The following is a 12,455-nucleotide window of genomic DNA, read 5'->3' on the forward strand; positions in this document are numbered from 1 at the left end:
CCTAAAACTTTAAAAAATTCCAAAAAGGGCGATTTTTTAAATACTCTAAATCATTGTCTTTTTGATAAGCTTCACGTTCAAAAATAATATTTCGGTAAGCGATTTGCCAGTTTTTATGCTTTAGCCATAAGTAAATAAAATGAGCAAAATAAAGTATGAAAAAAGGAATCACCAACAACTCTAACTGCTGGCGTAAATGTATTTTCTCATGATTTACCAATATTTTATCATTTTTAAGTAAATGATTTTTCAGAAAAATAAACGGAAAAAAGGTTACTGCCAAATATCCTTTGGGAACCAAAAAACGCCAAGGCAGAATCAAAGCCATAAGTCTTTAAATTACTGGCTAAATTAAATTATCTTTGCGAAAAATGAAAAAGTTTATCCCATTAGAAGAAGGCGATTATTATTTGTCGCCCGAAGGCTACAAGGTTTTTACCAAACAATACCACCTAAAACGAGGTTATTGTTGTAAAAGCGGTTGCCGCCATTGTCCTTACGGATTTGATAAAAACCGGGATTGAGTAGTTAATAAAAAAGTAACAACGAAAAGAAACATGACATTTAAAGAACAAATTTTACAAGGAATTCCAGATAATTTACCCAACAAAAAAGCTTACGATACTTCGATAAATCACGCTCCAAAGCGAAAAGAAATTTTAAGCGAAGACGAAAAAAAACTTGCTTTAAGAAACGCCTTACGCTATTTCGAACCAAAACATCACGCTACTTTAATTCCTGAATTTAAAGAAGAGTTAGAAACTTACGGAAGAATTTATATGTACCGCTTTCGTCCAGATTACAAGATGTATGCTCGACCTATTGACGATTACCCAGGAGAGAGCTTACAAGCGAAAGCCATTATGCTGATGATTCAAAATAATTTAGATTACGCCGTAGCGCAACACCCACACGAACTCATTACTTACGGTGGAAATGGAGCTGTTTTCCAAAACTGGGCACAGTATTTATTGACGATGAAATACCTTTCCCAAATGACCGATGAACAAACACTGGTGATGTACAGCGGTCATCCGATGGGGCTTTTTCCATCACACGCAGAAGCTCCGCGAGTTGTCGTGACCAACGGAATGATGATCCCCAACTACTCGCAACCTGACGATTGGGAAAAATTTAATGCGCTAGGTGTCACCCAATATGGGCAAATGACTGCTGGAAGTTATATGTATATCGGCCCACAAGGTATTGTTCACGGCACAACAATTACCGTTCTTAACGGTTTCAGAAAAATCAATAAAGCCACTCAAGGCGGATTGTTTGTGACTTCTGGCCTTGGCGGAATGAGTGGTGCTCAACCTAAAGCTGGTAACATTGCGGGTTGTGTCACTGTTTGCGCAGAGGTCAATCCAAAAGCTACTGAAACCAGACACTCACAAGGTTGGGTTGACGAAGTGATTTCCGATGTAGAGGAATTAGTGACTCGTGTTAAAGAAGCTCAAGCTAAAAAAGAAACCGTATCGATTGCCTATAACGGAAACGTGGTTGACGTTTGGGAAAAGTTTGACGAAGCTGAGCTTCACATCGATTTAGGAAGCGATCAAACCTCTTTACACAATCCTTGGGCTGGTGGTTATTATCCAGTTGGTCTAAGCTTTGAAGAAGCCAATGATATGATGGCTAATAACCCAAAACAGTTTAAGAAAGAAGTACAAAAAAGTTTAATTCGTCAAGCCGAAGCTATTAATAAACACACCCAAAAAGGCACTTACTTTTTCGACTACGGAAACGCTTTCTTGCTTGAGGCTTCTCGTGCCGGAGCTGATGTTTTTGCAGAAAACGGCATCGATTTTAAATACCCAAGTTATGTACAAGACATTATGGGACCAATGTGTTTCGATTATGGTTTTGGTCCGTTTCGTTGGGTTTGTGCTTCGGGCAAACCAGAAGATTTAGCCAAAACCGATGCGATTGCCACAAAAGTTTTAAATGAATTAAAACAAAACTCGCCACAAGAAATTCAGCAGCAAATGCAAGACAACATCACTTGGATCAAAGGTGCGCAAGAAAACAAATTGGTGGTAGGTTCTCAAGCTCGTATCTTGTACGCAGATGCAGAAGGAAGAATGAAAATCGCCGAAGCTTTTAATAAAGCTATCGAAAAAGGAGAAATTGGCCTTGTAGTTTTAGGTCGAGATCATCACGATGTTTCGGGTACCGATTCTCCTTATCGAGAAACCTCAAATATTTACGACGGAAGTCGTTTTACCGCCGACATGGCTATTCACAATGTGATTGGTGATAGTTTTAGAGGAGCCACTTGGGTAAGCATCCATAACGGTGGTGGCGTTGGCTGGGGCGAAGTTATCAATGGCGGATTTGGTATGCTTCTTGATGGTAGTAAAGAAGCAGATCAGCGTTTAAAACAAATGTTGTTTTGGGATGTTAACAATGGTATTGCCAGACGTTCTTGGGCTAGGAACAACGAAGCAATTTTTGCGATCAAAAGAGCGATGCAAAACGAACCCTTACTTAAAGTTACTTTACCCAATATTGTGAGCGACGATTTGCTTTCTTAAAAACCCTATACAGATGAAAGCACTAAAAATTACTATTTTGTTAGCTCTTGTGACTACACTTTTTTCGTGTAGTAGCGTGAGAGTTGCTACCGATTACGATGAGTCGGTGGACTTTAACCAATACCAAAGTTTTGCTTTTTACAAACCTGGTATCGATAAAACTGAAATTTCCGATTTAGATAAAAAAAGAATCCTTCGTGCTATTGAAGCCAAACTTATCGAAAAAGGCATGATTAAATCTGAGCAGCCCGATATGTTGATTAGTATTTTTACAAAAACCCAAGAAAACGTAAACATTTACCAAAACAATTGGGGCTGGGGTTACGGTTGGGGTTGGCATCCTTGGTACTGGAACAGCGGTTTTAATACGGTAAGTAGAACAACCGAAGGCACGCTATATATCGATTTGATTGATGCCAAAAAAAAGGAACTTATTTGGCAAGGAATGGGAACAGGAGTTTTATACCAAAATCGAGATGCCAAGATTGAACAAATCAATGAGATGGTCGAAGAAATTTTAGAAAAGTACCCTCCAGAAAAAGAAAAAAAATAAATCCATTTACTGTTTAAATAAAAAAATTCCGCTTTAAGCGGAATTTTTTGTCTTAGTAAAAAAGATATTCTACTTACTCTGCAGCTTCTCTATCATCTTCTTTCTCATCGGCTACTTTATGCATATGTACATCCATTTGTGGGAATGGAATGCCAATATCATTTTTATCAAAAGCTTTTTTGATGTGCTCATGCATATAAAAGTTTACTGCCCAATAATCTTCGGTTTTACACCAAGGTCTCACCGCAAAATTTACCGATGAATCTCCCAAGCTCGATATTAAAATATCTACCGGTTGATCGTGCAAAACCTTATCACAAGAAGCTACTACTTCCTGTATCACCGAACGTGCCTTATCTATATCATCACCATAGCCAATACCGAATGTCATTGGCACTTTTCTGATATCGTTTGCCGTTAAGTTTTCTAACGGATTGGAAGTGATTTCACCATTAGGTATAATAATGACTCTGTTATCTAACGTAGTTAAAAACGTGTTGAAAATTTGAATTTCTTTTACTGTACCCGAGTAACCGTTTGTCACGATAAAGTCACCTACTCTAAAGGGTTTAAAAAACAATATCAAAACTCCTGCTGCTAAATGCGAAAGATTTCCTTGCAGCGCCATACCAATTGCCAATGCTAAAGCACCGAAGATCGCTACAAATGAGGTTACTTCAAAACCAAACATTGAGGCAGCACTCAAGAGCACCAAAAGCTTAAGTCCGATACCAATTACAGATACTAAAAAAGGCGTAAGCGAAGGATCAACTTCTTTCTTTTCTAAAGCTTTTCTTACTTTGCCAGCAATTAAGTTGGCTATCCAAAAGCCAATAACAAGGGTTAAAATAGCCCCCAAAACTTTTGGAGCGTATTCAATAATCATTTGGTAGATTTTGTCAAAGTCGATATCTATGTCCATATAAATTTATTTTTAATTAGCTGGCATTATAAATAAAATACAACTAAATGCATCTTGTTTTTCATGAATTTTAACATACTATTTTTAAACATTTAAAAAACTTACAAATAAAAAAACCGCTCAAAGCGGTCTTTTTATCAGGTGAAAAATACTTACTAAGAGATTATTTCCCAATTTCTTGCGTTTTGCTGTGCTTGAGAAATACTCTCACGTTGTTTTTGTAAGATTTGTAGTGTCGAAGATGGTAAAATGTTTATATTTTCCATCACACTATCGTATTCATCTAATGCTGCTTGCTCACCACGCTGAACTTCTTCCATCACCCTTTCTTCACTATTAGATGAGATTGCAGCTTTTAAATCCATCCAATTTCGGTGAATTGCACCTTTGACACTTCCACCTTTTTCAGGAGTTTCACCAAAATTTTTAATTTCGGATTTTAGCTCGTGACCAAAATCATAACGCTGTTGTGCCTGTTCATTTAAAAAAGATTTCATTTTTGCATTATCAACTCTTTCTGCAGCGTCTTTATAACCTTTTTCTGCATCATAGGTTCTTTCTAAAATCTCATTTAATTTGTTGGCAATTTCTTTTCTAGTTTCCATAGCTTTTATTTTTAAGTTTTAGTACTCTAAATTTACTGAAATATAATTCTCAATATCAGCCAATTAACTAATACTTAGGTAAGATTTAACTTCTTTCTATTAAATCTCTTAAAAACAAAAGGGAAAACTTAAAATTTTAATAATTCAACAATTCCTCTATTTTCTTTTTCACCTTTTCGGTAGAAGGAATCATTGTCTCTTCCAAAGTAGAATTTAACGGAATTGCTGGCATATTTTCTGAACCAATGGTCATCACTGGAGCGTCTAATTGCTGAAAACATTCTTCTTGAATCTTTCCGGCCAAAGCCCTTGCAAAACTATTGCTAGAAGGTTCTTCGGTCACCACTAAACATTTACCGCATTTCTTTACTGATTTCATAATCGTTTCTTCATCCAGTGGATGCAAGGTACGTAAATCTACCACCTCTATTTGGTCTTGCATGCCTAATTCCGCGGAAGCATTCATTGCCCAATGCACACCCATTCCGTAAGTGATGATCGAAAGGGTTTCGGCATCTTCCTGTTTCCAGATTTCTTGTAAAACCCACGCTTTCCCGAAAGGCAAAATATAATCTTCACTTGGTTCTACCGAAGTGGCTCCTTTGGTTCCAGGTACTTTACTCCAATACAAGCCTTTGTGTTCAAAAATCACTACTGGGTTTGGATCGTAATAAGCAGCTTTCATCAATCCTTTTAAATCGGCTCCGTTACTTGGGTAAGCAATTTTGAGTCCGCGTATGTTGGTTACTACGCTCTCTACCGAAGAAGAGTGGTAAGGACCACCGCTACCATAAGCACCAATAGGAACGCGTAATATCATTGAAACTGGCCATTTTCCATTTGATAAATAACAACTTCTACTCACTTCCGTGAAGAGTTGATTAAGACCCGGCCAAATATAGTCGGCAAACTGCACCTCAACAATTGGTTTTAAGCCAACCGCAGACATTCCTACCGTCGAACCAATAATAAAAGCTTCTTGAATTGGTGTATTGAATACACGATTGTCTCCAAATTTTTGCGCCAAAGTCGCCGCTTCTCTAAAAACACCGCCCAATCTTCCGCCAACGTCTTGACCGTAAAGCAAACATTCTTTGTGCTTGCGCATCAACTCTTCTATCGCAAACAAGGCACAATCTACCATCACTACTTTTTCGGCACCCTCTGGTGAACGTTCTCCTTTTTCTTCCGTAATTGTTGTAGGTGCAAAATCATGCGTAAATAAATCTTCTGGTTTTGGGTCTTCTGCTTTTAGAGCCTCTTTATAATGATTCTTTACTTTTTGATAGCATTCGTCTTCTAGGTTTTTCAATTCCGCTTCAGCAAAATTATTATCCAATAACAGCTTCTTCATTTTTGGATACGGATCTCTTGTCCTCGCTTCATCTAAATCGTCGCGGTAAAACTCCATTCTTACGCCTGAAGTGTGATGATTTAACAAAGGTACTTTAGCGTGAATCAACATTGGACGTCTCTCTTTACGGATGGTTTCGATACATTTTTTTACCGTGCTGTAACTTTCGTTGAAATCCGTTCCATCGATTGAAATGGCTTCTAAACCATTAAAACCTCTCGCGTATTCGGCTGCGTTTTGAGCGCGTGTTTCTTCTTCGTTGGCCGAAATATCCCAACCATTATCTTGTACAACATATAAAATGGGTAAACTCTTGAGCACCGCCATCTGAAAAGCCTCTGCCACTTCGCCCTCGGTCACACAAGCGTCACCAAGTGAACATACAACCACTGGTTTTTCATCGCTTGCTAAACCTTCTGTCTCTTTATACCACATTCCCATCGCTGTTCCGGTTGCTGGAATGGCTTGCATTCCTGTCGCCGAACTTTGGTGCGGAATTTTTGGTTTATCGGGATCGTTTAAACTCGGATGTGAATAGTAGGTTCTACCTCCAGAAAACGGATCGTCTTTTTTGGCCAAAACTTGCAGCATCAAATCTTTTGGTTCCATTCCCAAGCCTAACAAAATAGAATCGTCACGGTAATATGGAAACACATAATCATAAGGTTTCAACTGCATCCCAACAGCCATTTGTATCACCTCGTGACCACGTGAAGTAGCGTGAACATATTTAGAAACGACTTTAAAATTTTCTTCGTACAACTCGGTCATTGCCTTTGCCGCACATAGGTTTTTAAAAGCTTGTTGGTATGTAGCTTTATCTATTTTTATACTCATTAGTTTTTTTTTAGAATCACGAAACATGACTTTTTGAATCAAGATTTAATCAGTTACTTGATTCAAGGCTATCAATAAAATTCGAAATTTTGCTTTGTAATTTTTGTATTTTACTTTCTAAATTAAAATAAAGTTTTTCAGAGATAAACCTTTGACGAAAACAAACTGCTAATTGAGTTTCCCATTCGAAAGAAGAACCTAAACTATCTTCTAAAAATTTTATAAAATGTTTATCAGTTCGTTTACTAGAACCTTCTGATATATTTGAAGCAATTGATACAGAACAACGATTCATTTGAGTTCTCAAACCATATTTTTCATAATCTGGTAAAGTCGAAGTTAAGAGATAATTTTCATCAATTAAACCCATCGCTTCTTCCCATATCTGTAATTTTTTGAAATTATGTCTTCTCATTTCATTTATTTTGTCTTGCCTCAAATTGTCTTGTATCAAAAAGTCTTTTGATTATCAAATTCCTCAAAATAATCGGCTACTCTTCTTAAAAAGCTTCCGCCAAGGAAACCATCAACCACACGATGGTCGAAAGACAGTGACAAATACATCATACTTCTAATTTCGATTTTATCTCCATCTTCATATTCCATTACCTCAGCTCTTTTTTTGATGATTCCAGTGGCAAGAATAGCGACTTCAGGTTGGTTGATAATAGGCGTTCCCATCAAACTTCCGAAAGTTCCCACGTTAGAAATGGTAAACGAGCTTCCTTTGGTATCGTCTGGACTCAATTTGTTATTACGGGCTTTCTCGGCTAATTCGTTAACGTTAGCAGCAATCTCTTGCAATGATTTTTTGTCGGCATCTTTTACTACAGGTACTATTAGATTTCCGCTGGGTAAAGCTGTTGCCATACCGATGTTGATATTTTCTTTGACAATAATATTTTTTCCGTCAACGGAAACATTGATCATCGGAAAGTCTTTCACCGCTTTGGCTACCGCTTCAACAAAAAGTGGCGTAAACGTAAGTTTTTCACCATATTTCTCCTGAAAAGCTTTTTTGTTGGCATTTCGCCAGTTTACCATATCAGTCAAATCGGCTTCCACATAAGCCGTTACGTGCGGTGATGTATGTTTGGAATACACCATATGATCGGCAATCATTTGGCGCATACGATCCATCTCGACAATCTTTCCGGTACCTTTATCTAATTTTAAATCGGGTACTTGAAATCCTGAATTTTCTGAAACAGGTTGTGCAAATTGTGCCGGTCTTCCGTCTTCAATATATTTAAAAACATCACTTTTACGTAACCTGCCTTCGTGTCCTGTTGCCGGAATTCGTGCCAACTCTTCGTAACTGATATGATAATCTCGCGCAATTGCTTGAATGAGAGGAGAAATAAACGTATTTTGGTTAGCGTTGAGTTTGTATGAGGTTGAGTTCGAAGTCGAAGTTACTTTTTTTGGCAAAACAGCTTTCTGCTCTGTTTTCTTTTCCGCAGAAGCTTTACTTGCTTTCTTTTTTGAAGACTGATCGCCTGAAGCTTCTATAATCGCAATGACTTCGCCTACTTTTACCACTTCATTGGGTTCAACCAATATTTTAGTGATTTTTCCGTTAACTAGTGACGGTACTTCAGAATCTACTTTATCAGTAGCGACTTCTACTACGGTTTGGTCTTGCTCTACTTCATCGCCTTCGGCTACCAACCAATTTAAAACAGTTGCTTCGGTTATACTTTCGCCCATTCTGGGCAATACTAATTCTACTTTCGACATAAAATTTTCTTAAGAACAATAGATTGTTGCTGGGTTCACAAAAATAACATTTTATGCCTATTTTTTGTAGAATTTAGGAAGGAATAACGAAAGAAAATGTAATCTTTTCAGAACATCATTTGATGAGTCATCACAATATTATAGTGTAGAAAATCTATAAAAGTAGTATTTTGCAAACCATTTTAAATTTATTAAATCTCATTTATGAAACTGATTAGAATCTTTATTTTCCTATTTGCTTTTCCGGTTTTTGCCCAAGAAGGCGGAATGTGGATTCCTTCACTATTGGAAGGAATGAACGAAGACGAAATGCAATCGCTCGGAATGAAAATGTCTGCTGAAGATATTTATAGTGTTAACCAAAGTAGTTTGAAAGATGCGGTTCCGCATTTTAATGGTGGCTGTACTTCAGAAGTGATTTCACCAAAAGGACTTTTATTAACCAATCACCACTGTGGTTATAGTCAAATTCAATCGCATTCTACCGTAGAAAACGATTACCTTAAAGACGGTTTTTGGGCAAAAAATCTGGAAGCAGAATTACCAAACCCAGGTATGACCGTTACTTTTATTAAAGAAATTACAGATGTGACCGAACAGGTTTTAAAGGGAACTGAAAACGCTTCGAGCGAAGAAGAACGTCAGCAAATTATTGAAAAAAACAAACAATCGGTGATCGATTCTTCTCCGAAAGAAGCTTGGCAGACCAATCGCATCAGTACGTTTTACGAAGGAAATCAGTTTATGCTTTTTAGAGTAGAAACCTTTAAAGACATTCGTTTGGTAGGAGCTCCGCCTTCGTCAATTGGTAAGTTTGGTTCAGATACCGACAATTGGATGTGGCCTAGACACACGGGTGATTTTTCTCTTTTTAGAATCTACGCCGATAAAAACAACAAACCTGCAGAATACAGTAAAGACAACGTTCCTTACAAACCCAAACATTTTTTACCGGTAAGTTTAGATGGTGTTGAGCAAAACGATTTTACGTTGGTTTTCGGTTTCCCAGGAACGACTGATGAGTATCTACCAGCTGTTGCCGTTGAGCAAATTGTAAATACAATTAATCCAGCTCGTATTGGTTTACGAGAGGTCGCCCTAAAAGAGCAAGATGTTTTTATGCGTAAAGATCAGCAGATTAAAATTCAATACGCTTCAAAATATGCGCGTATCGCCAACTATTATAAAAAATGGATTGGTGAAAGTCAAGGTTTAAAAAAGACCGATGCTGTTGGCATAAAGAAAGCTCAAGAAAAAGCTTTTATGAATACCGTAAAAGCAAAAGGTTTGAGCAAAGAATATGGGTCACTTTTAAGTGATTTAGATAAAGCTTACGCGGAATATGAAGATTACAACTTGGCTTATAATCTATTCTCAGAAGCATTTATCAGAAATGTCGAATTGTTGCGAAATGGCTTTCAGTTATACCAATTAGAACAGGTTTTACAGGCGCGTGGCGAACAATCTTTTAACGACAGAAAAGCAAATCTTTTAGAAGATTTTAAAGCTTCTTACAAAGATTACAATGCTCAAGTAGATGAAAAAGTTTTTGAGAAAGTCATTGCTTTTTATGCTGAAAATATGCCTGAGCAGTTTATGGCAAATAACCTAAAATCGCAGAATAAGTTAACCTTAACAAATAATATTTATAATAATTCTGCACTTACTTCTTATGCTTCAATCGAGAAATTATTAGAAGGAAATGCCAACGATGCTGTAAAAGCATTAAATGAAGATCCAGGCTATAGTTTTGTAAAAGAACAAGCACAAAAATTCTACGAAAGTGTTTTACCAACGTATAGAAATAAGAGCTTAGAGATTGATGCGCTTCAGAAAAAATATATGAAAGGTATTTTAGAATTGAGCCCAGAAGACGCTCGTATTTTCCCAAATGCCAACGGAACTTTGAGAGTTACTTATGGACAGGTAAAAGGCTATCAACCCAGAGATGCGGTAGAATACCAGCCTGTAAGTTATCTTGACGGTGTGATTGAAAAGTACGTTCCGGGAGATTATGAGTTTGATGTCCCGCAAAAGCTTATCGATTTGTACAACCAAAAAGATTATGGCCAATATGCCGAAAATGGCAAAATGCCTGTCAACTTTATCGGAACGAATCACACTACTGGAGGAAACTCTGGAAGCCCTGTAATTGACGCCAACGGAAATTTGATTGGCCTTAATTTTGACCGTGTTTGGGAAGGAACGATGAGTGACATCTATTACGATCCTTCTATTTCTCGTAACATTATGGTCGATGCACGTTATATTTTATTTATTATCGATAAATATGCCGGAGCAACACATTTAATAGACGAAATGAAATTGGTACACCCAAAACAAAAAGGAAAAAACAAAAGAAAAGACAAAAAGAAAAAATAGACTTATTTTCCTTTCGGAATTAAAAAAGCTCACAAAATTTGTGAGCTTTTTATTTTATTTGTCCTTCTTCATTTCTTGAAGGGTTTGATAAAAATTTTCTTGTTCGGGTCTGTTTTTAGGAATTTCCCGTAAGGGCTCTACTTCCCGTAAACTTTCGTAACAATCGGCTGGTAAGCGTTGGTAAAGTTTTGTTCCTGCGGTTTTCCACGCGATCATTTCATCAGAAACTTCTTTAATCACTTTCGCAGGATTTCCCACCACCAAAGTCCTTGACGGAATTTTTGTTTCTGCTTTTACAAAAGCCATCGCACCAACAATACATTCGTCGCCAATTTCGGCATCATCCATAATTACTGAGTTCATTCCGATAAGGCAATTTCTACCTAAATTGGCACCGTGAATAATCGCTCCGTGCCCTACGTGAGCACTTTGTTTGAGTACGATACTTTTCCCAGGAAACATATGTACCGTACAATTTTCTTGCACATTTACACCGTCTTCGAGAATAATTTCACCCCAATCGCCACGAATCGCGGCTCCTGGACCAATATAGCAGTTCTTCCCAATAATCACATTTCCTGTAACTGCAGCCAAAGGATGTACAAAACTACTTTCGTGGATTATCGGAATATGTCCTTTAAAAGAATAAATCATATCTATTTCCTGCGGAGGCAGGAATCTTATTATTTTTGTGTGAAATTCTCTATGAGATTCCTGCTTTCGCAGAAATTCTACTCAAACCTCTTCAATTTCTCTTTTGTAAACGAACTCAACACCAATCGACCACTAATTTTTGCTCTTTCTAGTAGAAGCTCATCCCAATCTTCGGTACCACGCCAAAACATTTGTTTCATTTCTTTTACCGCTTCTGGATTGTAATTACAAAGGTTCTGAGCAAATTCCGCAACAGCTTTATCTAGCTCTTCTGTACTCTCATAAACATTAGCATATAAGCCTTTTTGTCTTGCCCATTCGGCATCATAAAAAGTATTGGCATCGATAGCGATCTGTGACATTCCGCTAACGCCAAGCTTACGCTGAACAGCAGGACCAACCACAAACGGACCAATACCAACATTAAGCTCACTAAGCTTAATTGAAGCAAATTTGGTAGCCATACAATAATCCATCGCTGATGCTAAACCAACACCACCGCCTACGGTTTTTCCTTGCACGCGACCAATGATAAATTTAGGACACTTGCGCATGGCATTGATTACATTGGCAAAACCACTAAAAAATTTCTCACCAGTTTTTTCATCTTCGATAGCGATAAGTTCTTTAAAACTTGCGCCTGCACAAAACGTGCGTTCGCCACCCGACTTTAAAATAATGACGAGAACTTCCTCATTTTTTCCAGCTTCTTCGATAGTTTTCGCCAATTTTGCTAAGATATCTCCTGGCAAACTATTATGCGCTGGATGAAAAAACTCGATAGTTGCTACTTGATTTTGTATGGTTTGTGTTACGTATGCTTGTGTCATCACTTTTTGTGTTCCCATGAAAACGGGAAACTTTTTTTAAT

The 12,455-nt window shown here is 37.5% G+C and carries 12 protein-coding genes; 4 read left to right on the plus strand and 8 right to left on the minus strand.

Features of this window, described 5'->3' with window-relative positions; all coding sequences use genetic code 11:
* Window position 1: 1 nt before the first annotated feature.
* A complete protein-coding gene (locus tag DNG35_RS04210) occupies window positions 2-322 on the minus strand; it encodes a hypothetical protein (protein WP_199489100.1) in 321 nt (106 codons plus the stop codon).
* 49 nt (window positions 323-371) lie between these two features.
* Between DNG35_RS04210 and DNG35_RS12160 the strand changes: the two genes are divergently transcribed.
* The 3 genes from DNG35_RS12160 to DNG35_RS04220 are packed head-to-tail and all read left to right on the plus strand — an operon-like array spanning window position 372 to window position 3,090.
* Complete coding sequence (locus DNG35_RS12160) at window positions 372-524, plus strand: DUF5522 domain-containing protein (RefSeq protein ID WP_158524870.1); 153 nt, start codon at window positions 372-374, stop codon at window positions 522-524.
* 33 nt (window positions 525-557) lie between these two features.
* Complete coding sequence (locus DNG35_RS04215) at window positions 558-2,537, plus strand: urocanate hydratase (protein WP_111126507.1); 1,980 nt, start codon at window positions 558-560, stop codon at window positions 2,535-2,537.
* 13 nt (window positions 2,538-2,550) lie between these two features.
* Entirely contained in the window at window positions 2,551-3,090 is a 540-nt protein-coding gene (locus DNG35_RS04220) for a DUF4136 domain-containing protein (RefSeq protein ID WP_111126508.1), read from the plus strand.
* Window positions 3,091-3,163: 73 nt separating this feature from the next.
* Here the strand turns inward: DNG35_RS04220 and DNG35_RS04225 are convergent, their stop codons facing one another.
* From DNG35_RS04225 to DNG35_RS04245, 5 genes are all read right to left on the minus strand, one after another.
* Complete coding sequence (locus tag DNG35_RS04225; protein WP_199489098.1) at window positions 3,164-4,012, minus strand: mechanosensitive ion channel family protein; 849 nt, start codon at window positions 4,010-4,012, stop codon at window positions 3,164-3,166.
* A 155-nt stretch (window positions 4,013-4,167) separates the two neighbouring features.
* Window positions 4,168-4,617 carry a PA2169 family four-helix-bundle protein gene (locus DNG35_RS04230; RefSeq protein ID WP_111126509.1) on the minus strand — a complete coding sequence of 150 codons (450 nt, stop codon included), beginning with the start codon at window positions 4,615-4,617 and terminating at the stop codon, window positions 4,168-4,170.
* 136 nt (window positions 4,618-4,753) lie between these two features.
* The gene (locus DNG35_RS04235; RefSeq protein ID WP_199489099.1) at window positions 4,754-6,808 is read right to left on the minus strand and encodes a thiamine pyrophosphate-dependent enzyme; all 2,055 of its coding nucleotides are present in this window, start codon (window positions 6,806-6,808) and stop codon (window positions 4,754-4,756) included.
* A gap of 49 nt (window positions 6,809-6,857) precedes the next feature.
* Window positions 6,858-7,223: a four helix bundle protein gene (locus DNG35_RS04240; RefSeq protein ID WP_111126641.1), complete on the minus strand. Its 366-nt coding sequence runs from the start codon at window positions 7,221-7,223 to the stop codon at window positions 6,858-6,860.
* Between the two features lie 35 nt (window positions 7,224-7,258).
* Complete coding sequence (locus DNG35_RS04245; RefSeq protein WP_111126510.1) at window positions 7,259-8,548, minus strand: dihydrolipoamide acetyltransferase family protein; 1,290 nt, start codon at window positions 8,546-8,548, stop codon at window positions 7,259-7,261.
* Window positions 8,549-8,752: 204 nt separating this feature from the next.
* Here DNG35_RS04245 and DNG35_RS04250 point away from each other — a divergent pair, with 204 nt between their 5' ends.
* A complete protein-coding gene (locus DNG35_RS04250; RefSeq protein WP_111126511.1) occupies window positions 8,753-10,930 on the plus strand; it encodes a S46 family peptidase in 2,178 nt (725 codons plus the stop codon).
* A 54-nt stretch (window positions 10,931-10,984) separates the two neighbouring features.
* Here DNG35_RS04250 and DNG35_RS04255 read toward each other — a convergent pair whose 3' ends face one another.
* Entirely contained in the window at window positions 10,985-11,584 is a 600-nt protein-coding gene (locus DNG35_RS04255) for a transferase hexapeptide repeat family protein (protein ID WP_111126512.1), read from the minus strand.
* Window positions 11,585-11,661: 77 nt separating this feature from the next.
* The gene (locus DNG35_RS04260) at window positions 11,662-12,414 is read right to left on the minus strand and encodes an enoyl-CoA hydratase/isomerase family protein (RefSeq protein ID WP_111126642.1); all 753 of its coding nucleotides are present in this window, start codon (window positions 12,412-12,414) and stop codon (window positions 11,662-11,664) included.
* Window positions 12,415-12,455: the final 41 nt, after the last annotated feature.

This window comes from Mesonia sp. K7 (assembly GCF_003233725.1).
GTDB lineage: Bacteria > Bacteroidota > Bacteroidia > Flavobacteriales > Flavobacteriaceae > Mesonia.